The sequence below is a fragment of the Salegentibacter sp. 24 genome, from assembly GCF_004362395.1.
Classification (GTDB): Bacteria; Bacteroidota; Bacteroidia; order Flavobacteriales; family Flavobacteriaceae; genus Salegentibacter.
In genome coordinates this window covers 77441-99903 of the sequence record NZ_SNWE01000012.1, presented here as the reverse complement: position 1 = coordinate 99903, position 22463 = coordinate 77441, and the positions used below count along the sequence as shown (strand labels likewise).

Sequence of the window (22463 nt, the reverse complement as noted above, 5' to 3'; positions counted from 1 at the left end):
CATAAAAATGAAAAATATAATTAAAACGAGTCTTACGGCACTTTTGCTAATATTCTTTAGCGCTTGTACTAACGACGATTATGATATGGGCGAGATTACAACACCTTCTAACCTAAATGTGATTACCGAAGTGGTGGGGCAGTCAGACGAGATGCCTAATGGCGATGGTAGTGGTACGGTGAATTTTAGTGTTAGTGCCGATAATGCCATTTCATATAAATTTATTTATGGCGACGGTTTTGAAGAAGTTTCTGCCTCAGGTGAGACCACCCATAGTTTCAATGAGAACGGTGTTAACGAATATACAGTAACTGTAGTTGCATCAGGAACTGGAGGGGCTTCTTCTAATATGACCACTACAGTTACTGTTTTTAGTAATTTTAACGATCCGGAAACTAAAGAACTGCTTACGGGTGGAAGTTCAAAAACATGGTATGTAGCGGCTTCCCAGCCTGGTCATTTAGGTGTTGGGCCAAGCTCTGGAGAAGGGTTTACAAGTCCTATTTATTATGCAGCCGCTCCTTATGAGAAAGCAGGAGCTCCTGTAAGTTCTTGTTTCTATACCGATGAGCTTACTTTTAGCTTAAACGATAGTGATAATATTATATACAACTATAATAATAACGGACAAACATTTATTAATGTGGCTTACACTTCTGATTTTGGAGGAAGTGGAGCGGAAGATCAATGCTTGGAATACGATGGTACAGGTGACTTTAATGTTTCGCTTTCCCCTTCGACCTCTGGATTACCCGAAGATGCCACTACCGGAACGGTAATTAATATTGCCAATGGTGGAACTATGAGCTATTATGTTGGTTCAAGTAGTTACGAAGTTCTCGATATTACACCTACCACAATGCACGTTAGGGTAATACCGGGAACCGATCCCGCTTTGGCTTGGTATTTAAAATTCACCACATCTCAAGAAGAAGAAGGTGAAGAAGAACAAGCCGAACTAGAAACTCAATTTGAAACACTCATATGGTCTGATGAATTTGATCAAGGCGATATACCAAGTGATGAAAACTGGAATTTCGAAATAGGAAATGGTGAAAATGGCTGGGGAAATCAAGAAGCCCAGTATTACACAGATGAAAATGCGGTAATAGAAGAAGGAATACTAAACATTAATCTTATAGCTGAAGAAACCAGTGGATATGACTATTCCTCTTCAAGAATTACTACGATGGATAAATTTGAATTTCAATATGGTAGGGTTGAAGTCCGTGCTAAATTGACTGAGGGAGGTGGAACCTGGCCCGCCATATGGATGCTGGGCTCCAATTTTGAAGATGTGGGCTGGCCAGAAACCGGTGAGATCGATATTATGGAATACAAAGGTAATGAGCCAAACGTAGTTCACAGTACATTGCACTATCCCGGAAACGCTGGTGGTAACGCTGTAACTGAATCGACAATTGTTGAAAATGCAGCGACTGAATTCCATAATTACACAGTAGAATGGACTGAGGAACAAATTATTTTCGCGGTGGACAATCAAATTTACCACGTATTTGATAATTCAGAAAATACACCATTTCATAAACCATTTTTCTTGATCCTGAATGTAGCGATGGGCGGCACTTTTGGTGGAGAAATAGACCCTGATTTTCAACAAACCGCCATGGAAATAGATTATGTAAGGGTATACCAAGATTAAAAAAAATTAAAGTTGAACTGCCTGATTACTATGTGACTATTCTCTGAATTTACGGTTGAGGATGATTTGTTTGTCGGCCACAGACTTAATTACAAGAACCATAGTACAGGCGGTTTTTTATTGATAAAAATGAAAAAAATAAATTTCTTAGGTTTTTTCCTATTTAGCTATTTTATAGCCACAGGGCAAAATGCAACCATAAAGAGTTCTATTAAAGATGTGGAATCCAAAGTCGATTCGGTTTTAGCTTTGATGACTATACAAGAGAAGGTTGGACAACTTGTACAATACAACGGTAGTTGGGATCTTACCGGTCCTGCTTCGGAAATGAATAATAAACAAAAGGAAGAAAATCTTAAAGCGGGAAAAGTAGGAGCTATGCTTAATGTGCTTTCGGTTGAAGCTACCAGGGAGGCACAAAAGTTAGTTATGGAAAATTCGCGTTTAAAGATCCCTTTAATGTTTGGGTATGACGTAATCCACGGATATACTACAATCTTTCCTGTTCCTTTGGCAGAAACTGCTAGCTGGGATCTTGAAGCTATGGAGAGGACTGCAGAAATTGCAGCTCTTGAATCAGCTGCAAACGGGATCAATTGGACTTTCTCACCTATGATTGATGTTTCACGGGATGCCCGTTGGGGAAGAATTATGGAAGGATCTGGTGAAGACCCATATCTAACTTCTAAAGTGGGAGTTGCCAAAATAAAGGGCTACCAAAGTGAAGATCTTTCAAATCCGCAGAGTATTGCTGCTACAGCCAAGCATTTTGCTGGCTATGGTTTTGCAGAAGCCGGAAGGGATTATAATACTGTAAATGTTGGAGATAATGAACTTCATAATAGCATCCTTCCTCCCTTTAAGGCTGCAGCGAAAGCTGGCGTAGCCACCTTTATGAATGCTTTTAATGAAATTGATGGGATTCCGGCAACTGGACATAAAGTATTGCTTCGTGATATTTTAAAGAAAAAATGGAACTGGGATGGATTCGTCGTTTCTGATTGGGGCTCCATTCCGGAAATGGTGGCTCACGGTTTTGCCAGAGATAAGAGCCACGCAGCCAAAATTGCTCTTAACGCCGGAAGCGATATGGATATGGAAGGCGGTGCATATGAATCAAGCCTGGTAGATTTGGTAAAAGAAGGTGAGGTAAGCCAAGATGATATAAATGACGCGGTTAAAAGAGTATTGAGGGTGAAATTCAAACTCGGTCTTTTTGAGAATCCATACTTATACTCTAATCCTGATCTTTTAGAAAAAATCCCTTTTGAAGAGCATACAGCTGTAGCACGTGATGTAGCCAGGAAATCAATTGTTTTGTTAAAGAATGAAGATAATTTATTGCCAATAAAGGAATCAGTTAAAAAAATTGCAGTTATTGGCCCATTGGCCAACGATAAGGATACCCCTATTGGGAATTGGAGAGCTCAGGGAGAGGCTAATTCAGCTGTTTCTTTGCTGGAAGGATTAAAAAATTCAATTGATGAGGATGTAGATATTTCGTACGCCAAAGGTGCGGATCTAGCTATTGGCGAACGAAGTTTTTTAATGCCTTTAAAAATTAATGAAACCGATACCTCAGGATTTGCAGAAGCCATCAGAATTGCTTCTCAGGCCGACCTGGTCATAATGGCACTAGGAGAAGATGCATTTCAAACCGGGGAGGGCCGGAGCCAGGTGAATATTGGTCTTGCGGGCGTTCAGCAAGAATTGTTAAAGGCAATTCATAAGGTTAATAAAAATATTGCGTTAGTTCTTATAAACGGAAGACCTCTTGAAATAAGCTGGGCTTCAGAGAATATTCCGGCTATCGTTGAAGCCTGGATCCTGGGTTCTCAGAGCGGAAATGCTATTGCCGATGTCTTGTTAGGAGATTATAATCCTTCCGGAAAACTTCCGGTTTCTTTTCCACGGGCTGTTGGTCAGGAACCGCTGTATTACAATCAAAAAAGTACAGGAAGACCGAGTAATCCAGTACATGTCACCTATTCGGGCTACACTGATCAAAAGAAGGATGCCTTATATCCTTTTGGTTATGGTCTTAGCTATACGACCTTTGAATATGGAAATCTAAAACTATCCAAAGAAGAATTAATCCCTGGAAACCCAATTGAAGTTAGCGTAGAACTTAGTAATACCGGGGATAAAAGAGGTAAGGAAATAGTTCAACTATATATTAGAGATTTAGTAGCAAGCACTACCAGACCGGTGAAGGAACTTAAGGGTTTTAAGCCAGTAATATTGAACCCCGGGGAAACAAAAACGGTGACTTTCGAGCTTAGCGAGCCTATGCTTCGCTTTTACAATGCAAATGAAACTTGGGAATCAGAGGCGGGAAAATTTGAGGTTTTTATAGGTAGCAATTCCAGAGATCTTAAAAAAGCCACTTTTAGTTTAGAAAAATAGATATGAATAGAAATTATATAATTTATAGCCTTTGTTTTTTATTAGGCATGCAGATCTCTGCACAAGAATTGGTTTGGGTAGAGGATTTTGAAGGAGACTCCCTAAATATGCAAAATTGGAGCTACGAGACCGGTGACGGTTGCCCGGATCTATGCGGTTGGGGAAACAATGAACGCCAGGTTTACAGCCAAGATTATGTTGAGGTTAAAGATGGCAACCTAGTTATTACGGCCGATAAGGTTGGTGATAAGTATTTTAGCGGAAAAGTAAATACAAAGGATAAGTTCGAATTTAAATACGGTACGGTTGAGGTGCGTGCTAAATTACCCGATGGTCACGGATTATGGCCGGCTATATGGATGTTGGGAAACAATATAAACGAAGTAGGGTGGCCAAGTTCTGGTGAAATTGATATTATGGAATTTGTAGGCAGGCAACCAGATACTATTCATAATGCGCTCCATACACCCTATAGCCATGGAGACACTGAAAATATTAAGTCTACATACATACAAAATGTAACATCAGATTTTCACGTTTTTAAAATGCACTGGACTAAGGATGCCATTACTTTTTTTATTGATGGTGAAAAAACATATGCCTTTTCGCCTTCCGATAAAAATGAGAAAACTTACCCTTATAATCATCCTTTTTATTTTTTATTAAATCTTGCCATAGGAGGTAATTTTGGAGGTCCTGAAGTAGATGATTCAATTTTTCCTAAACAATTCTTAATAGACTATGTAAAGGTTTATAAATAGAATTTTTTAATAATTTTAAGAAAAGACCAACATTTCACCGGGTTATGTTGGTCTTTTCTATTTAGACAATTTTTAATGAATTGGCAAGAGATTAATAATTTATGTATATTTTACAGGTATTTTAAACTTAACCTATGAGAAATATCTTAATTCTGCTTGTATCTTCAGTTTTATTTACCGGCTGTGCTGAATCCCATAAAGATGAGGTGCCCTGGAAGAAATTATTTGATGATGAAAGCCTCAAGGGGTGGACCAAAAAAGGTGGCGATGCTCAGTACCGGGTAGAAAATTCCGCAATAATTGGCTCTACGGTACACAATACCCCTAATACTTTCCTTACTACAGCTAAAGATTATGAAGATTTTATCTTGGAACTGGATTTTAAAGTCCATCCCAGTATGAATTCTGGAATTCAAATAAGGAGTAATAGCTTTGAGAATTATAGAAATGGCCGAGTTCACGGATACCAAGTGGAAATAGATCCCTCAGACCGTGCTTATAGCGGTGGAATTTATGATGAAGCACGCAGAGGTTGGCTGGTTGATTTAGCAAAAAATGGTGCAGCTCAGGAAGCCTTTAAGCAAAATGAATGGAACAAGTTTCGAATTGAAGCAATTGGCGATACCATTAAAACCTGGATAAATGGGGTTCCTTCAGCCCATTTAATTGACAATAAAACAGCAAAAGGTTTTATTGCGTTGCAAGTCCACAGCATAGGAGAAGATGCAAAAGCTGGTACTGAAGTGATGTGGAAAGACATTAAAATTCTAACAGAAGATTTAAATAAATACAGTACTAAATCTCCTTTATTGCCTGTGAAAACAAAAAATAATCTAACCTCAGCGGAAGAAGCTAGCGGCTGGGAATTGCTTTGGGATGGTGAAACCACCAATGGTTGGAGAGGCGCTCGTTTAGAAGATTTCCCGAAAAAGGGTTGGAAAATAGAAGATGGGATTCTTACGGTATTGGCCAGTGGCGGGGGAGAAGCTGAAGCCGGGGGTGATATCGTTACGGAAGAACTTTATGGCGATTTTGAATTGAAAGTAGACTTTAAAATAACGGAAGGAGCCAACAGTGGTATAAAATATTTTGTTGATACAGACCTTAATAAAGGTCCAGGCTCATCAATTGGTCTAGAATATCAAATTCTCGATGATCAGCGGCATCCCGATGCTAAATTGGGCAATCACCAGGGTAGCAGGACCATGGCTTCCCTATATGATTTAATCCAGGCCGATCCTGATAAACCGGTTAATCCTGTGGGGGAATGGAACACTGCCCGTATTGTTTCTAAAGGTAATAAAGTAGAACACTGGTTGAACGGAGAGAAAGTGCTTGAATATGAGCGGAAAAGCCCAGAGTATCGAAAGCTTGTTGCTGAAAGCAAGTATGTAGAATGGCCAGATTTTGGTGAATTGGAAAAGGGGCGTATCCTACTTCAAGATCACGGAAATAAAGTGAGCTTTAAAAATATTAAAATCAAATCAGAGTAGATATGAATTCAAGAAGAGATTTTATAAAAAAAACAGCTTTAGGCGGTACGGCCATTGCGTTTGGAAGTTCAGCAATGGCAATGAGCGCCAAAAGCTACCGTAAAATTATAGGCTCCAATGATAGGATTAATATAGCGATAGCAGGATTAGGAAGGAGACTGGGTGCGTATTTCGATCCTATTGCGCGGCGGGATTCCAACGTAGAACTTATGTATTTATGTGATGTTATGGATAGCCAGCGGGTAAAAGCATTAGAGCGATTTTCAGAACATATAGATTATAAACCCAAGCTGGAAAATGACATTCGAATAGTACTGGAAGATAAAAAGGTAGATGCTATTATTAATGCTACCCCTGATCACTGGCATACTCCAGGTTCTATTATGGCGATGAAAGCAGGAAAGCACGTTTATGTTGAAAAGCCTTCCAGTCATAATATGTTTGAAAATGAACTGTTGGTAGAAGCTACTAAAAAATATGGAAAAGTGGTTCAGATGGGTAACCAGCAACGCTCTTCAAATCATACAATTGAAATTATAAAAGACATCCACGACGGGGCTATTGGTGAAGTATATAAAGCAGTGGCATTCTATTCAAATGGCCGTGGAGAAGTTCCAAATCAGAAAAAGGCTCCTATTCCAAAGGGATTAGATTGGGAGTTATGGCAGGGTCCTGCTCCAAGAAGAGATTATACCGAAGAAACCTGGGATTATAACTGGCACTGGTATGGCTGGGATTATGGTACTGCTGAAGCAGGCAACAACGGAACACACGAAATGGATGTAGCTCGTTGGGCAATGCAAGTAGGTCTTCCGTTACGTACCGATGTACAGTCGGCTAAAAGACATTTCAAACAAGATGGTTGGCAAATGTACGATACCGTGGAAGCGACCTTTAAGTTTGCAGATGATAAAATTATTCAATGGGACTCTAAAAGTCGAAATGCATATGATACCTATGGTGGTGGTCGCGGAACCATAATTTATGGTACGGATGGCGGTGTTTTTGTAGACCGTGAAAGATACGTACTTACTGATAGAAATGGAGAAATAATAAAGGAATATAACTCTGAGTCTGATGAAGCGGGAACGGCACTTGGAGGAGGTGGCGATATGTCTACAGCACATATGGTAAATTTCTTTGATGGAATACGAGGCAAAGCAAAATTAAATGCTCCTATAGATGATGCTAATATTAGTATGACGATGGTTCATTACACCAATATCGCCGATCAGCTGGGTAAAGGTTTTGATATAGACGATAAAACAGGACGAATTTTTGACCGTGATGCGATGAAACTTTGGAGTCGGGAATATGCTCCAGGCTGGAAACCTAATCTTTAATCGCTAGAAAGAGTTAGTTAAGGCCGAAAATTTAATAGGTGATTTTTGAATAAACCTAACTTATATGGGTAGATTCTTCTTTTTTAATATATTAGCGGCCCGATTTTGCCCCCTATGAATAATACTAATTTACGTGAGATTGTTGAGATTGAAAGGCTTCAAACCTTGCTTTCCTACAATATTCTCGACACGCCCTACGAAAAAGATTTTAATGAACTTGCGCAGTTAATTGCACTTATTTGTGATGTCCCAATTGCTGTCATTTCTATGATAGATGATAAGAGACAATGGTACAAAGCCAAAGTGGGTATCGATGGAACTGAAACGCCCATTAAAGAAACATTTTGTCAGTATACAGTGGTACAGGATGAACTTCTCGAGATTTCAGATGCTTTATTAGATAAACGGGTACAAAACCACCCTCACGTAACTTCAGAAAATGGAATCCGTTTTTATGCAGGGATGCCTTTAAAAGCTAAGAATGGCTATAACATTGGTACAGTTTGCGTGGTAGGTGATAAACCAAAACAACTCACTGAAAAACAAAGAAAAGCTTTCAAATTACTTACCCGACAGGCGATGCACCTTATAGAGGTTAGGCAAAAAAATAAAAGTTTAGGAACCGAATTAAATAAAATGCTCGAGAAGCAAATAGAAAAAACCCAAAAGAAACTTGAGCTTAAAGAAAGTGAAAATAAATCTCTCATGCAGGCGGTTAAGAATTCTAGCGGCGTGATTGAGTTTAAACCGGATGGGACTATAGTTTCAATTAACCATAATTTTGAAAAGTTTTCCGGTTATACTGAAGATGAACTCCTGGGAAGTCATCATAAAATGCTTATTACCCCTGCAGATTATGATGAAAATAATCGACTTTGGAAGTCTTTAGGAAAAGGAGAACATAAAACCGGTCGTGTTCGTAGAATACATAAAAATGGTTCTGAATTTTATTTACAGGCTAGCTATAATCCCATCCATAATATCCAGGGAGACGTCATTAAGGTGGTGAAGATTTCTCAGGATATCACCAAGGAAATTGAAGCTGAAATTTCACTACAGAGAGCCAAAGAGATGGCCGAAAACCTCAATGAACAAAAAGATAATTTTATTGCCAATGTTAGTCATGAAATTCGCACCCCCATTCACGCGGTGCTTGGTTTTACCGATCTTTTACTGGAAAATGAAAAGGATTCACATAAAACCAATTACCTAAATGCAGTAAAGATTGCTGGGGATTCGTTGCTTTTTATTGTAAACGACATTCTTGATCTTTCTAAAATGGAAGCGGGTTTATTACAAATAGATAAAGATGTGTTCGACCTACGGGAGGCTGTAACTAGGGTCTTTTCAATTCTACATCTCAAAGCGCATCAAAAGAAAATCGAATTCGAACATTACCTTAGTCCTGATGTCCCAAAATTATTAGTTGGAGATAAAAACAGACTTTCACAGGTACTTCTTAATCTTCTAGGGAATGCTATAAAATTTACATCCGAAGGAAGTGTGAAATTGTATGTGAGTGTGACCAAAGAAACTTCAACTACAATTATGCTCAATTTTAAAGTCTCAGATACAGGGATTGGTATTTCAGAGGATAAAAAGGAAACCGTTTTTCAGCGATTTTTGCAAGCGGAGGAAAATACCTCACAAAAATACGGAGGTACTGGATTAGGCCTTAATATTTCCAGGCAATTAATAGAAAAGCAGGAAGGTAATATTGAGGTTAAAAGTGAACTCGGAAAAGGAACAGATTTTATTTTTAATATTCCTTTTGACAAAACGAAAGGGAAAGCAGGGGATCCGGAGATTGCGGAAGATGATTTTCAGGTAAAATTTCCGGGAAAAGTTTTAATCTGTGAGGATAGCGAACTGAATCAACGTCTAATAAAGGCTTTATTAAAAGGCAAAGGATTGGAAGTTGATATTGCTTCAAATGGGGAAAAGGCCCTTAGTCTTTTAAAAAATAATAGGTATGACCTTATTTTTATGGATGTGCAAATGCCGGTTAAAAATGGTTACAAAACCACAAAAATTATTAGAAAAGAACTTAAATTAAACACGCCAATTGTAGCATTAACAGCCAATTTCCTGGCCGTTGAACGACAGAAATGTACTGATGTGGGAATGGATGATTACTTAGGAAAACCTTTTCAGAAAAAACAACTATTTGAAAAAATAGAAAAGTGGATTAATAGAAAAAATGCCAAAGAAATAGATACAAATGGCTATGCCATTTAATTTCCTTTATGAAAGCATTTATAATAAAAAGATGATTTAATTAAAATTAATAGAATTTGTTAAAGTACAACAAAATTGTATTATTTTTATATGGTGTCGCCCCTACACAAAACCAACGTACTAACTTTTACGTTAATATACCCCAGGACAAAGTTTTTTGGCAAATAATATTATTGTGTTACATTACGCAGGAATTATGAGGGTTGAAGTGAAGTACATATATTTACTTATAATATTGATGCTGACATCTTTAGATGTTTCGGCTCAAACCCCCAGTCATAATTTACCTGAGCCACAGATGAGGGAGGGTGGGCCAAGTATACCACCTCCCGTAGGACTTCCTATAGATTTTGGAATTTCTGCTTTAATAGCTGCCGGTATGGTCCTTGGAATTCAACATATTAAAAACAGGAAGTAATTATTTTAATTCCTGAATTCGCTTTACGTATTTCCCAATGACATCAAATTCCAGGTTCACAACATCCCCTTCCCTAAGGTATTTAAACGTTGTATGATTGTAAGTATAAGGAATTATAGCCACGCTAAATTTATTTTTTTTTGAATTTATAACAGTTAGACTTACTCCGTTAACAGTGATAGATCCTTTTTCTATAGTGATATTTTGCATATTGGGGTTGTATTCAAAAGTAAACACCCAGCTACCGTCTTTTTCTTCTATGTTTTTGCATATTGCGGTTTGGTCGACGTGCCCCTGGACGATATGGCCATCGAGACGATCGCCCAGTTTCATTCCTCGTTCCAGGTTTACCAGCCCACCTTTTTCCAGGCTGCTTAAATTGGTTTTTTTCAAGGTTTCGGCCACTGCAGTAACAACGTATTGAATTTCCGATAAAGAAACGACGGTTAAGCAGATGCCGTTATGGGCTACACTCTGATCTATCTTTAGTTCGGGAGTCATAGTTGCTTTTATGGTGAAATGCATATTTCCACCTTCGCTTTCAATGCGACTTATTTCTCCTACTTCTTCAATAATTCCGGTAAACATATCTTTGGATTATTCTTACATTTGTGATGTAAAAATAGAAATAAACAAGGGAAGTTTAATGAAATAGCCAGGAACAAATCTTTATTTAATTTTGGAGATAAATAGTGAAAATCATATAATAGACAGGCCCCTATAATTATAAGCAGATGAAGCACGCTGAAAAGGTAAAATTAGGAATAAGCATAGGAGATTTAAATGGTATTGGAAGTGAAATAATGCTTAAAACCTTTGATGATTCCCGCATGCTGGATTTTTGTACACCGGTAATCTTTGCGTCTACTAAAGTACTCACCTTTTTAAAAAAGCATTTCAACCTCTCTATAAATTACCTTGGTATAGATGATGCCTCTAAAGCTATTGATGGAAAAATTAATGTGGTAAATGTATGGAAAGAAGGGGTGAATATCAATTTTGGTGAAGAAGATACTAAAATAGGTGAATATGCATTTAAATCTTTACAAGCCGCAACCAAATCCCTAAAAGATAATGAAATAGATGTACTGGTAACGGCTCCAATTAATAAACATAGTATTCAGTCGGCGGACTTCAATTTTCCTGGCCATACCGATTATTTAGCGAAAGAGCTGGAGGGTGAAAGTCTTATGTTTATGATTACCGACACCTTAAAAATCGGTTTACTTACAGATCATGTGGCCCTAAAAGATATTGCTAATACGATTACCCCACAATTAATAGAAAGGAAACTGGAAATAATTCAGCAAACCTTAAAACAGGATTTTAGGGTTCAGAAACCAAAGATTGCAGTTTTAGGAATAAATCCTCATAGCGGTGATAATGGAGTTATTGGAAAAGAAGATGAAGAAATCTTAAAACCTACCCTTCAGAAATTACGTGATAAAGGCGACCTTGTTTTTGGTCCATTTTCGGCTGATAGTTTCTTCGGATCAAAGAATTACGTGAATTTTGATGCGGTTGTGGCCTCTTATCATGATCAGGGATTAATTCCTTTTAAAACACTTTCCTTTGGAAATGGGGTGAATTTTACCGCCGGTTTAAGTAAAGTGAGAACATCGCCGGATCACGGTACCGCTTTTGAAATTGCCGGAACAAATTCAGCTAATATTAATTCTTTTAAAGAAGCTGTTTTTCGGGCGATTGAAATTCATAAATGTCGTGAAGAATACAAAGAACTGACTAAAAATCCTTTGAAGAAACAGGGCAGGAAGTTATAAACAAATTTTTGTTTATAACAGCGCTCTAATTTATTAATTTTTATATATTTGCACCCGCCTAAGTCGAAGCGGCTCGGGCAAGAAATTGACGATGAGATGAGGAATTTAGCAGCGTATACAATCCCTTTTGTGGGGTTAAAGCTGGGAAAACACCAGTTTGAATACGATATTAATAAGGAGTTCTTTGAGCATTTTGAGTACGATGATTTAAATACTGCCGATGTAAAAATAGATTTGTTGTTAGAAAAGAAAACAACAATGATGGAGCTTACTTTCAATGCTTCCGGTTTTGTAAACGTAAATTGTGATATTACCAACGAGCCTTACGATCAGCCAATAAAAGGAAGTTTGTTTCTGGTGATAAAATTTGGTGAAGAATTTAATGATGAAAATGAAGATTTGCTTATTCTGCCTCACGGGGAATTTGAAGTAAACGTTCAGCAATATATTTACGAACTTATTGTTTTGTCTATACCATTAAAAAGGGTTCATCCCGGGGTAGAAGATGGCACTTTAGAATCTGATGTACTTGATAAACTTGAAGAATTAAGTATTAATAACAACGAGAATAAAAATGATGAGGATGATATAGATCCTCGCTGGGATAAATTAAAAAACTTATTAAACGATAAATAACAGCAAGCCATGGCACATCCAAAGAGAAAAATCTCAAAAACCAGAAGAGATAAAAGAAGGACACATTATAAAGCTTCGGTACCTAAAATAGCTACGGACCCTACTACAGGGGAGGCACATTTGTATCACAGAGCACACTGGCATGAAGGTAAACTATATTACCGAGGTCAGGTATTAATTGATAATACCGAAGAAATAGAAGCTTAATTACCCATAGAGCTTTAACTTTTTATAAAAACTCTCACCCACGTGGGAGTTTTTTGTTTTAAGTTGAATAAGTCCTAAAAAGACCTTAATTTGCAGCCCCGTTCAAAGAAAAATCAGTACTTTTCTTTAAATATTTTTACGCTTTTTAATCGTAAATGGGGTTTAAAAGTCAAATCTATGAATAAAATCACAGCTGCTATTACCGCTGTGGGTGCCTATGTACCCGAAGATGTGTTGACCAACAAAATGTTGGAGGAGATGGTGGAGACCAATGACGAATGGATCTTCAGCCGAACTGGAATTAAAGAACGTCGAATACTTAAAGATCCTAATAAGGGTACTTCATATTTAGGAATAGAGGCAGCTAAAGATTTAATTAAAAAATCTAATCTCGATCCTAAAGGGATAGATTTGGTAATTCTTGCTTCTGTTACTCCTGATTTGCCTGTTGCTGCTACAGCTGTTCATGTGGCGACCCAAATTGGCGCCATTAATGCTTTTGCTTACGATCTCCAAGCTGCCTGTTCAGGCTTTCTATATGCGATGTCAACAGCATCAGCCTATATAGAATCTGGGCGTTATAAAAAAGTATTGGTCATTGGTGCCGATAAAATGTCTTCTATAATTGATTATACCGATAGGACTACTTGTATTATCTTTGGAGATGGTGCAGGTGCGGTACTTATGGAACCCAATGAGGAAGGTTTGGGTTTACAGGATGAAATCCTAAGAAGTGATTCCATTGGGCGTGATTCTTTAAGAGTAGAAGCTGGTGGCTCACTGATGCCGCCTACAGAATTAACTGTGGCCAAAAAATTACATTATGTGAAACAGGACGGCAAGACAGTATTTAAGTTTGCTGTTTCTAACATGGCAGATGTAAGCGAGCAAATTATGAAGCGGAATCAATTGGGGAATGAAGATATAGACTGGCTTGTTGCGCACCAGGCAAATAAACGAATTGTGGGTGCCACGGCTAGTCGCATGGGTCTTGAAGATAAAAAAGTGCTTATGAATATTGAACGTTACGGAAACACTACATCGGCTACCTTGCCATTATTGCTTAGCGATTATGAAAAGCAATTTAAAAAGGGAGATAATTTAGTATTTGCTTCATTTGGAGGCGGTTTCACCTGGGGAGCTTCCTACTTAAAATGGGCATATAATTCTTAAAAAAACCAACACCCTAATATTATGGATTTAAAAGAAATTCAGAATTTAATAAAGTTTGTAGCCAAGTCTGGTGCCAGTGAAGTAAAACTGGAAACCGGAGATGTGAAAATCACCATTAGAACTGGCTCAGACGAGAAAGAAACTATTGTTCAACAAGTGCCAATGGGTGGCCAAATGCAGCAGATGCCACAGCAACCGCAGCAGCAACAGGCTCCAGCTCCATCTCAGGAGAATGCTCCTCAAAGCAAAGAAGAACAATCGTCATCCCAAGAGAATTCAAATTATATTACGGTCAAGTCACCTATTATTGGGACTTTTTATCGTAAACCTTCCCCAGATAAACCGACTTTTGTAGAAGTTGGCGATTCTATTAAAGAAGGCGATGTACTTTGTGTTATTGAAGCAATGAAACTTTTCAATGAAATAGAAAGTGAGGTTTCAGGAAAAGTTATAAAGGTGCTGGTAGACGATGCTTCTCCAGTTGAGTTCGATCAGCCATTATTTTTAGTAGATCCATCATAAATTACTGCCCATTTAGGTTAAGGAATTTTTTCCTGGGCCAAAAAAACATTAGGTATGTTTAAAAAAATATTGATTGCAAACAGGGGCGAGATCGCATTGCGTATTATTCGTACCTGTAAAGAAATGGGAATTAGCACCGTTGCAGTTTATTCTACTGCAGATGCTGAAAGCCTTCACGTAAGATTTGCTGATGAAGCCGTATGTATAGGTCCACCACCTAGTAATTTATCCTATCTTAAGATTTCCAATATTATCGCTGCTGCAGAAATCACTAATGCGGACGCAATCCACCCCGGGTACGGATTTCTTTCAGAAAATGCTAAATTTTCCAAAATTTGTGGAGAGCACGATATAAAGTTTATAGGTGCCTCCCCTGAGATGATCGCCAAAATGGGTGACAAGGCCACTGCAAAAGCTACTATGAGAGCCGCAGGGGTGCCTTGTGTCCCTGGATCAGAAGGCGTGATGAAAGATTTTAAAGAGTGCCAAAAACTTGCCAAAGAGATTGGCTACCCAGTGATGCTTAAAGCTACCGCCGGTGGTGGGGGAAAAGGGATGCGAGCCGTATGGAAAGAAGAAGCCCTTGAAGATGCCTGGGATTCTGCACGACAGGAGGCTGGAGCTGCATTTGGAAATGACGGGATGTATATGGAAAAGCTTATTGAAGAGCCAAGACATATTGAAATCCAAATTGTGGGTGATAGTACAGGTAAAGCCTGTCACCTTTCAGAAAGGGATTGCTCGGTACAACGCCGGCATCAGAAATTAACAGAAGAGACTCCTTCTCCATTTATGACCGATAGTCTTCGGAAGAAAATGGGAGAAGCTGCAGTAAAAGCGGCTGAATATATTAAATACGAAGGTGCCGGTACCGTAGAATTTTTGGTAGATAAACACCGAAACTTTTACTTTATGGAGATGAATACCCGTATTCAGGTAGAACATCCAATTACCGAGCAGGTGATAGATTATGATCTTATTAGAGAGCAGATTCTTGTAGCGGCAGGAGTTCCAATTTCCGGGAAAAATTATTTCCCACAATTACACTCTATAGAATGCCGGATCAATGCGGAAGATCCATTTAATGGATTTAGGCCTTCTCCAGGCAAAATCACCAATTTACATGCCCCTGGTGGTCATGGGGTGAGAATTGACACTCATGTTTACAGCGGTTATATTATTCCGCCAAACTATGATTCTATGATTGCCAAACTGATCACCACTGCCCAAACACGAGAAGAAGCAATTAGTAAAATGAAGCGCGCTCTAGATGAGTTCGTGATAGAAGGTGTAAAAACCACCATTCCTTTCCATAGGCAACTGATGGATCATCCCGATTATATTGAAGGGAACTATACCACCAAGTTTATGGAAGATTTTAAAATGAAACCCCTCAAGGAAGAAGATTAAGTTTTTATAGATTTAAATATTTAGACCCCACAGTCCCGATATTAATTGGTACTGTGGGGTCTTTTAATTTTCGTAATTTCATTGAAAATAATCAACTTCAATGAACCTGTCTTATTGGGAAACCAAAACCTGGTTTTCATATATCGATTTTTGTATTGTCGGCAGCGGGATTACCGGACTAAGTTGTGCACTTAGTTTGAAACAACGCTTTCCAAAATCTAATATCCTCGTTTTGGAACGTGGGATTTTACCCAATGGTGCAAGTACTAAAAATGCCGGATTCGCCTGCTTTGGAAGTGTTTCTGAGATCCTCGATGATCTCAATTCACATACGGAGGAAGAAGTGCTGAAACTCATACAAAAGCGCTTAAAGGGTTTGCAATTATTGCGGGAAAATTTGGGAGATCAAAATTTGGGCTATAAAGAGTATGGTGGCTATGAGCTGTTTACAAAAGAAGATCAGCCACTTTTTGAAAGCTGTAAAGCACATATGCCAGAACTCAATAAAATGTTAAAGCCAATTTTAGGAATAGAAGCCTTCAGTATCCAAAAGGACATTTTTGGATTTAAAAATATTCAAAAAAAACTCATTTTTAATCAGTTTGAAGGGCAATTAAATACCGGCAGAATGATGGAAGCTTTACTTTATAAAGTACAAAAAGCCGGTGTTAAGATCTTAAATAATATTACTGTAGAATCAATAACTGATAGACAGGATGCCGTAGAAATTAAGACTGATAAATTGGAATTTTCATCAAGTAAACTTTTGATCGCTACCAACGGATTTGCTTCCCAACTGGGTATTACTGAGGTGAAACCCGCTCGCGCCCAGGTGTTGATTACCAAACCGATTAAAAACCTGGATATTAAAGGAACTTTTCATTTGGATAAAGGCTATTATTATTTCAGGAATATCGATGATCGCATCCTTTTTGGTGGCGGAAGACATCTGGATTTTAAGACGGAAGAAACCACCGAAATCGCAAAAACAGAAATTATTCAACAAAAACTAGAAGAATTGCTAAAAACTACTATTTTACCGGATTCATCTTTTAAAGTCGATCAATACTGGAGTGGAATAATGGGCGTTGGATCACAAAAAAATCCGATAGTAAAACAATTTTCAGAAAACGTATATTGCGGCGTTCGCCTTGGCGGAATGGGCGTGGCAATTGGTAGTATTATTGGTAAGGAACTTTCAGAATTAATTTCATGATAAAAAGAATATACAAATTTTTGTTGAAATTTACCGGTATTTTAATCTTGTTTTCCCTTTTACTGGTTCTAATATTTAAATGGGTTCCGGTGCCCTTTACGCCTTTAATGGCCATTCGATATTTGGAATATCCCGAGGAAAAAATACAGCATACCTGGGTTCCCATGAAAGAAATTTCTCGCCATTTACAACTGGGTGTAATTGCCAGTGAGGATCAAAATTTTTTAAAGCATAATGGATTTGATTTTGAAGCTATAGAAAAGGCCATTGAAGAGCATCAAAAAGGAAAAAGAATGCGCGGTGCCAGTACAATTTCGCAGCAAACTGCTAAAAATGTTTTTTTATGGCCAGGCAGAAACTGGCTTCGAAAAGGTTTGGAGGTTTACTTTACTTTTTTAATTGAAACTTTTTGGAGTAAAGAACGGATTTTGGAAATTTACCTCAACAGCATAGAAATGGGAAAAGGAATTTATGGAGCAGAAGCGGCTGCGCAATATTGGTTTAATAAATCGGCAGCAAATCTTTCGGTTTACCAAGCCGCTGCGATTGCGGCTATTCTGCCGAACCCAAGGGAGTACAGAGCTCAACCTACCAGTAATTATATAAATCAAAGGAAAAATTGGATTGTACGTCAAATGCAGAATTACGGTAAGTTTAGTTTGGAGTAGTTCAAGAAATATTTTTCATTTATTGTCAAACTGAACTTGTCTGATATTCTAATATTTCGAGAGGTTTAACAGGCTAGATTTCGGACTATTTTCAAAGAAGACTCTGAAGTAAATTAATATAAGAAACCAAAATTGCTTGGATTCTCAACCAAGGATAAAAATATGAATTCAATAAAAGAAAAGCTTTATAAAGCTTGCGAAGCTTATGTCGAAGAACGTATACATCGCATTGATGCGGCGATGAAAGATTTGGAATCCGATCTTGAAAACGAAACTAAAAGTAGCGCAGGGGATAAATATGAAACCGGACGGGAAATGATAAACCTGGAATGGAATAAACTGGCAGAACAATTACAACAATTTAAAAATTTAAGAAAAACACTTAATATTGTCAAAGGGAGGATTAATGAAAATGCTGCCACTGCGCGGCTGGGAACTGCAGTAAAAACGAACATGGCTAATTACTTTATTGCTATTCCGGCAGATCGCATTATTATAAATGGAGATGAATATTTTGCCATAGGCGCAAATTCACCCATTGCGCAATTATTGCTGAATAATAAACCTGGCGAGGAGATTACTTTTAACGGAAAATCGGCTAAAATTTTGGAAGTGTTTTAGGTACTAAATTCAGATTGAATATAAATTTCTGCCTCAACTGAGTCATTACCAAGAGGTCATGGCTGAAGCAATCTGACAACTGAAAGCTTAATTCGTTCATGCGTCGCTCGTAATGCCATTAGAAGCGAGGTAAAAAGTTTAGATAAGGGAAAAACATTCCTGAATTCGTGGTGAGAGAATCAAACTACCTTAACCTTGATTCTATTAAGTGTTCTGCAACCCTTAGGTTTACCTTTTTTCTTTCCTTTAGAGCTTGAAAATGATTAAAATAAATGGTTTTTCCATTTAAATTGGCTTCAATTAGCCAGTTTTCTCCTTTAAACCAGGATTTTTTAACTTCAGCTTTTATTCCTTTTTTTTGGGTCAATTTGATTTCTTCAGGATAGAGAATGACCTTCTTACGGCTGTTTTCATTTAGGACTAAATCTTTCAGCATAAGTTCGTTTACATCACCAAAAAGGGAGGCAACATATTTATTTGGTGGTTTTTCGTACAATTCTGAGGGAGAATTCTCAGCGTAGATTTTTGCGTTTTTCAATACAATGGTTTTATCGGCAAAAGAAAGTGCATCGGTAATGTCGTGTGTGGCAACAATACAGGCGATATTGTTTTCTTTTAGATAAGCGAAAAGCCGGCGTCGTAAATTATTTTTCCTAAAATGATCTATATGGCTAAAAGGTTCGTCCAGTAAAAGCAATTCTGGTTGTTTGGCAAGGGCTCTTGCTAATGCTACTCTTTGCTGTTGTCCACCACTTAGAAGTTTTGCCTTTTTATCCGCTAGCTCCGTCATTTCTACCACTTGCATTAATTCTTTAATGCGATTATTCTTTTTTTTGGGAAACTGGTTGCTAAGATATTTTCCGATGTTATCGGCTACGCTTAAGGGTAACATTAGATCGAAATCCTGTGCTAAATATTTAATAAAAGGTTCACCTGGCACCAGGTTATAATTTGGGCCTAAAAGTTCTTTTTCTTCCCAAAAAATCTTCCCATCAGTATGAAGCAAGCCGTAAATTAGTTTTAACAGAGTGCTTTTTCCGCAGCCGCTTTCCCCAATTACAGAAAGATTTTCTCCTTTTTCTAGCGTAAACCCGATATTTTTTAAAATTGGTTCTTCAGCATAGGCAAAGGAAACATTTTTGAGTTTCAGCATAAAATAATTTTGTTCCTACAAGATAGGCTTTTTCACTACACATCGTCGTAATCTACCTTTAGTTTTGGGGTAAGAGGCTGTGCCTGGCAGGTAAGAATTAAACCTTCTTCAATCTCATCATCGGTAAGAATTTGATTTTTACGCATTTCAGCTTTTCCTTCCACAATCCTGGCGATACAACTGCTGCAAATCCCACCTTGGCAGGAATATGGTACATCTAAATCGTGTTCCAATGCAGCATCTAGTACCGTAGTTTTTGTGTCCATAGCAAAAGTTGATTCCTCGTCGTCTACTCTTATGGTGAGTTCAGTTTGGCCTGCAACATTGGTTTCTATGGCTCCGGTTTCTTCGGTGGTAAAGAGTTCGTAAAGAATCTTATCTTCAGTAACACCGTTCTGCTTTAATACATCACTAACCTGGTTGATCATTTTTTCAGGGCCGCAAAGATAAAACACGTCAAATGCGTGTTCTTTAAATTTGTTCTTTATTACATAATTCACCGTACTGGTTTCAATTCTTCCAAAATGAGAATTATCTTCTCTGGTTCGACTGTAGACAAATTCAATAAAAAGCCTGTCAGGGAATTTAGTCTGCAGCTCCAGAAGTTCCCTAAAAAAAATAGTGTCTTCGGGGGATTTATTTCCGTATGTAAGCACAAACCGGCTTTTATGCTCTTCAGCTAAAACAGTTTTAATAATAGAAAGCACCGGGGTTATCCCGCTTCCCGCAGCAAAAGCTGCATAATTTTTTACCTCACCTGAAGGTTTTAAAATGAATTTGCCTTCTGGTGGGTGCACCTCGAGAACATCTCCTGCATTTAGTTTATTGTTGGCAATAACGGAGAATCTACCTCCTTCAACCTCTTTAATGGTAACCTTAAATTCTCCTGAATTAGGAGCGGAACAAAGCGAATATGCACGTCTTATTTCTTCATCACCTAGATTTATTTTTATAGTGATATACTGGCCGGCATCAAACTTAAACTCTTCTTTTAAGTTTTCCGGGATATTAAAAGACAAGCTCACTGCCTGCGGTGTTTCTCGAATTACTTCTTTTATCTCTAAAGGAAAAAACTGACTCATCAAAAATTATTTTTGGCAAAAATACAAAGTATGTGAAATTAAAGAGTGTAACAAATACCTAAATTTCTATACTTGTATAGTAAATTAAATCAGGTATGTCCATATGATAAATTTTTATCCCGGCTTACCTCTTTTAGGATAGACTTTTTTAATCCCGTTAGCGGGTAAACCAGTAAATTATGTTTAAACGGTTTTTATGGCTAGAATGGAAATCTTTCTTTCGTTCTGCAAGTGTCGGAAAGAATATTGGACTTAAAGTGCTGCTTATTTTCCTGGCTTTATATTTTTCTGTGGCATTTCTCGTTCTTGGGATTGGTCTTTACCCTTTGTTGCGGGAAACTTTTCCCGATAAGGATCCTTTGCAAATGGTAAATCGTTTGGTTTTGCTCTGGGTGGTTTTTGATCTTGGTTTTAGATTTATGATGCAATCACTACCAGTTTTAGACATTAAACCACTTTTAAATCTACCTATTGCTAGGCGAAAGGCAGTGAATTTTGTACTTATAAAGTCGATGTACTCCTTTTTTAATTTTCTACCGTTATTTATAATAATTCCATTCGGAATTTTTTGCATTTATAAGGCCGATTACGGAACATGGAATCTTATAGCATGGATGATGACAATGATTGCCATCACCCAATGTGTAAATTTTCTGAATTTTATTATCAAAAAGAAATTCACCGATAATTTAAAGGCATTAATTCCAGCAATTCTTATACTAATAGTTTTTGCAGTGCTGGAATATTTTGAAATTTTTGAAGCAAGTCTATGGTTTGGGAAAATGATGAATTTCCTGGTTATCAATCCTTATCTGACAATTGTACCTTTAATTCTTGTGTTTGCGCTTTACAAATGGAATCAGCTTAACCTAACCAGTAAATTTTACCTCGATGCCGGGCTAAAGGAAAAACAAAAAGATGCCAATACCCATGATTTTGTATGGACTAAAAAATTCGGGACTCTCGCACCTTTCTTGCAGCAGGATTTAAAACTAATATGGCGAAATAAAAGACCGAAAACAACGATTTATATGTCTTTAATTTTATTGGGATATGGTATGTTCTTCTATCCCAATGATGCCTATCAGGAATTTGAAGCGTTTTATGTTTTTGTTGGCATATTTATGACGGGTATTTTTATGATCAATTTCGGACAATTTGTGCCTTCGTGGGATGCATCATACTACCCCATGATTATGTCGCAGAACATTCCAATGAAAGATTACCTGGCTTCAAAAGCATTGTTAATAAGCATTAGCGTAGTGATTTTAGCTATTCTCACTACCCCTTATATTTATTTCGGCTGGAATATCTTATTGATCAATATGGTGGCAGCCTTATATAACATAGGCGTAAATGTTCCTATATTGCTTTATGCGGGTTCATTTAATAAAAAGAAGATAGATCTTGATAAAAGCCCATTTATGAATTATCAGGGTACAGGAGCTACACAATGGTTGGTTTCCATTCCATTAATGGTGGTGCCGGTTTTTATTTTCTGGCTTTTCGATTTTTTTATAGGATTTGAAGCGGCTATTATCGGGCTTGCTGCCTTTGGCGTGATAGGGCTCCTCTTTCGTGCTAATTTGATGGATTATATTGTGGGAGCATACCGAAAAAGAAAACATGCAATGATCAACGGCTTTAAACAAACCGGCGAATAAATATAAAA

Annotated in this window: 20 protein-coding genes; 17 read left to right on the top strand and 3 right to left on the bottom strand. The window is 37.7% G+C overall.

Annotation, left to right across the window (positions count from 1 at the left end; translation table 11 throughout):
* Window positions 1-7 precede the first annotated feature (7 nt).
* From DET49_RS10315 to DET49_RS10285, 7 genes are all read left to right on the top strand, one after another.
* A complete protein-coding gene (locus tag DET49_RS10315; RefSeq protein ID WP_133548020.1) occupies window positions 8-1663 on the top strand; it encodes a family 16 glycosylhydrolase in 1656 nt (551 codons plus the stop codon).
* A gap of 129 nt (window positions 1664-1792) precedes the next feature.
* On the top strand, window positions 1793-4069 hold the full coding sequence (gene bglX, locus DET49_RS10310) for a beta-glucosidase BglX (protein WP_133548019.1): 2277 nt from the start codon (window positions 1793-1795) through the stop codon (window positions 4067-4069).
* A gap of 2 nt (window positions 4070-4071) precedes the next feature.
* Window positions 4072-4830 carry a family 16 glycosylhydrolase gene (locus DET49_RS10305; RefSeq protein ID WP_133548018.1) on the top strand — a complete coding sequence of 253 codons (759 nt, stop codon included), beginning with the start codon at window positions 4072-4074 and terminating at the stop codon, window positions 4828-4830.
* Window positions 4831-4964: 134 nt separating this feature from the next.
* A complete protein-coding gene (locus DET49_RS10300; RefSeq protein WP_133548017.1) occupies window positions 4965-6323 on the top strand; it encodes a DUF1080 domain-containing protein in 1359 nt (452 codons plus the stop codon).
* A 2-nt stretch (window positions 6324-6325) separates the two neighbouring features.
* Window positions 6326-7666, top strand: coding sequence for a Gfo/Idh/MocA family protein (locus DET49_RS10295; RefSeq protein ID WP_133548016.1), 1341 nt, complete (start codon window positions 6326-6328; stop codon window positions 7664-7666).
* 114 nt (window positions 7667-7780) lie between these two features.
* Window positions 7781-9904, top strand: coding sequence for a response regulator (locus DET49_RS10290; RefSeq protein ID WP_133548015.1), 2124 nt, complete (start codon window positions 7781-7783; stop codon window positions 9902-9904).
* Between the two features lie 175 nt (window positions 9905-10079).
* Window positions 10080-10322, top strand: a complete 243-nt coding sequence (locus DET49_RS10285) for a hypothetical protein (RefSeq protein WP_133548014.1) — start codon at window positions 10080-10082, stop codon at window positions 10320-10322.
* Here DET49_RS10285 and DET49_RS10280 read toward each other — a convergent pair whose 3' ends face one another.
* Window positions 10323-10910, bottom strand: coding sequence for a riboflavin synthase (locus tag DET49_RS10280; RefSeq protein ID WP_133548013.1), 588 nt, complete (start codon window positions 10908-10910; stop codon window positions 10323-10325).
* Window positions 10911-11056: 146 nt separating this feature from the next.
* On the opposite strand from DET49_RS10280, the gene pdxA reads away from it, so the two are divergent.
* The 9 genes from pdxA to DET49_RS10235 all read left to right on the top strand — a co-directional run bounded on the left by pdxA (window position 11057) and on the right by DET49_RS10235 (window position 18556).
* Window positions 11057-12103, top strand: a complete 1047-nt coding sequence (pdxA, locus tag DET49_RS10275) for a 4-hydroxythreonine-4-phosphate dehydrogenase PdxA (protein WP_133548012.1) — start codon at window positions 11057-11059, stop codon at window positions 12101-12103.
* A 96-nt stretch (window positions 12104-12199) separates the two neighbouring features.
* Complete coding sequence (locus tag DET49_RS10270) at window positions 12200-12739, top strand: YceD family protein (protein ID WP_133548011.1); 540 nt, start codon at window positions 12200-12202, stop codon at window positions 12737-12739.
* Window positions 12740-12748: 9 nt separating this feature from the next.
* Window positions 12749-12946: a 50S ribosomal protein L32 gene (gene rpmF, locus DET49_RS10265; protein ID WP_037318365.1), complete on the top strand. Its 198-nt coding sequence runs from the start codon at window positions 12749-12751 to the stop codon at window positions 12944-12946.
* 177 nt (window positions 12947-13123) lie between these two features.
* The gene (locus DET49_RS10260; RefSeq protein ID WP_133548010.1) at window positions 13124-14119 is read left to right on the top strand and encodes a beta-ketoacyl-ACP synthase III; all 996 of its coding nucleotides are present in this window, start codon (window positions 13124-13126) and stop codon (window positions 14117-14119) included.
* Window positions 14120-14140: 21 nt separating this feature from the next.
* Window positions 14141-14641: an acetyl-CoA carboxylase biotin carboxyl carrier protein gene (gene accB / locus DET49_RS10255; protein ID WP_133548009.1), complete on the top strand. Its 501-nt coding sequence runs from the start codon at window positions 14141-14143 to the stop codon at window positions 14639-14641.
* Between the two features lie 54 nt (window positions 14642-14695).
* Window positions 14696-16051 (top strand): acetyl-CoA carboxylase biotin carboxylase subunit, encoded by a 1356-nt coding sequence (gene accC, locus DET49_RS10250; RefSeq protein WP_133548008.1) that lies wholly within the window; start codon window positions 14696-14698, stop codon window positions 16049-16051.
* Window positions 16052-16151: 100 nt separating this feature from the next.
* Window positions 16152-17267, top strand: coding sequence for an NAD(P)/FAD-dependent oxidoreductase (locus DET49_RS10245; RefSeq protein ID WP_133548007.1), 1116 nt, complete (start codon window positions 16152-16154; stop codon window positions 17265-17267).
* Entirely contained in the window at window positions 17264-17935 is a 672-nt protein-coding gene (gene mtgA, locus DET49_RS10240; RefSeq protein WP_133548006.1) for a monofunctional biosynthetic peptidoglycan transglycosylase, read from the top strand. The genes DET49_RS10245 and mtgA overlap by 4 nt, the downstream gene beginning before the upstream one ends.
* 162 nt (window positions 17936-18097) lie before the next feature.
* On the top strand, window positions 18098-18556 hold the full coding sequence (locus DET49_RS10235; RefSeq protein WP_166636568.1) for a transcription elongation factor: 459 nt from the start codon (window positions 18098-18100) through the stop codon (window positions 18554-18556).
* A gap of 184 nt (window positions 18557-18740) precedes the next feature.
* Here the strand turns inward: DET49_RS10235 and DET49_RS10230 are convergent, their stop codons facing one another.
* Both DET49_RS10230 and DET49_RS10225 read right to left on the bottom strand, forming a co-directional pair.
* A complete protein-coding gene (locus DET49_RS10230) occupies window positions 18741-19709 on the bottom strand; it encodes an ABC transporter ATP-binding protein (protein ID WP_133548005.1) in 969 nt (322 codons plus the stop codon).
* A 35-nt stretch (window positions 19710-19744) separates the two neighbouring features.
* The gene (locus DET49_RS10225) at window positions 19745-20791 is read right to left on the bottom strand and encodes a ferredoxin--NADP reductase (protein ID WP_133548004.1); all 1047 of its coding nucleotides are present in this window, start codon (window positions 20789-20791) and stop codon (window positions 19745-19747) included.
* A gap of 179 nt (window positions 20792-20970) precedes the next feature.
* Between DET49_RS10225 and DET49_RS10220 the strand changes: the two genes are divergently transcribed.
* Window positions 20971-22455, top strand: coding sequence for a DUF5687 family protein (locus tag DET49_RS10220; protein WP_133548003.1), 1485 nt, complete (start codon window positions 20971-20973; stop codon window positions 22453-22455).
* Window positions 22456-22463 lie beyond the last annotated feature (8 nt).

Coding starts and splice junctions, on each gene's coding strand:
- DET49_RS10260 (WP_133548010.1), top strand. CDS start 13,124: ATGAATAAAATCACAGCTGCTATTACCGCTGTGGGTGCCTATGTACCC.
- DET49_RS10235 (WP_166636568.1), top strand. CDS start 18,098: ATGAATTCAATAAAAGAAAAGCTTTATAAAGCTTGCGAAGCTTATGTC.
- bglX (WP_133548019.1), top strand. CDS start 1,793: ATGAAAAAAATAAATTTCTTAGGTTTTTTCCTATTTAGCTATTTTATA.
- DET49_RS10295 (WP_133548016.1), top strand. CDS start 6,326: ATGAATTCAAGAAGAGATTTTATAAAAAAAACAGCTTTAGGCGGTACG.
- DET49_RS10305 (WP_133548018.1), top strand. CDS start 4,072: ATGAATAGAAATTATATAATTTATAGCCTTTGTTTTTTATTAGGCATG.
- DET49_RS10220 (WP_133548003.1), top strand. CDS start 20,971: ATGTTTAAACGGTTTTTATGGCTAGAATGGAAATCTTTCTTTCGTTCT.
- accC (WP_133548008.1), top strand. CDS start 14,696: ATGTTTAAAAAAATATTGATTGCAAACAGGGGCGAGATCGCATTGCGT.
- mtgA (WP_133548006.1), top strand. CDS start 17,264: ATGATAAAAAGAATATACAAATTTTTGTTGAAATTTACCGGTATTTTA.
- DET49_RS10230 (WP_133548005.1), bottom strand. CDS start 19,709: ATGCTGAAACTCAAAAATGTTTCCTTTGCCTATGCTGAAGAACCAATT.
- DET49_RS10290 (WP_133548015.1), top strand. CDS start 7,781: ATGAATAATACTAATTTACGTGAGATTGTTGAGATTGAAAGGCTTCAA.
- DET49_RS10315 (WP_133548020.1), top strand. CDS start 8: ATGAAAAATATAATTAAAACGAGTCTTACGGCACTTTTGCTAATATTC.
- accB (WP_133548009.1), top strand. CDS start 14,141: ATGGATTTAAAAGAAATTCAGAATTTAATAAAGTTTGTAGCCAAGTCT.
- DET49_RS10245 (WP_133548007.1), top strand. CDS start 16,152: ATGAACCTGTCTTATTGGGAAACCAAAACCTGGTTTTCATATATCGAT.
- rpmF (WP_037318365.1), top strand. CDS start 12,749: ATGGCACATCCAAAGAGAAAAATCTCAAAAACCAGAAGAGATAAAAGA.
- DET49_RS10270 (WP_133548011.1), top strand. CDS start 12,200: ATGAGGAATTTAGCAGCGTATACAATCCCTTTTGTGGGGTTAAAGCTG.
- DET49_RS10280 (WP_133548013.1), bottom strand. CDS start 10,910: ATGTTTACCGGAATTATTGAAGAAGTAGGAGAAATAAGTCGCATTGAA.
- DET49_RS10300 (WP_133548017.1), top strand. CDS start 4,965: ATGAGAAATATCTTAATTCTGCTTGTATCTTCAGTTTTATTTACCGGC.
- DET49_RS10225 (WP_133548004.1), bottom strand. CDS start 20,791: ATGAGTCAGTTTTTTCCTTTAGAGATAAAAGAAGTAATTCGAGAAACA.
- pdxA (WP_133548012.1), top strand. CDS start 11,057: ATGAAGCACGCTGAAAAGGTAAAATTAGGAATAAGCATAGGAGATTTA.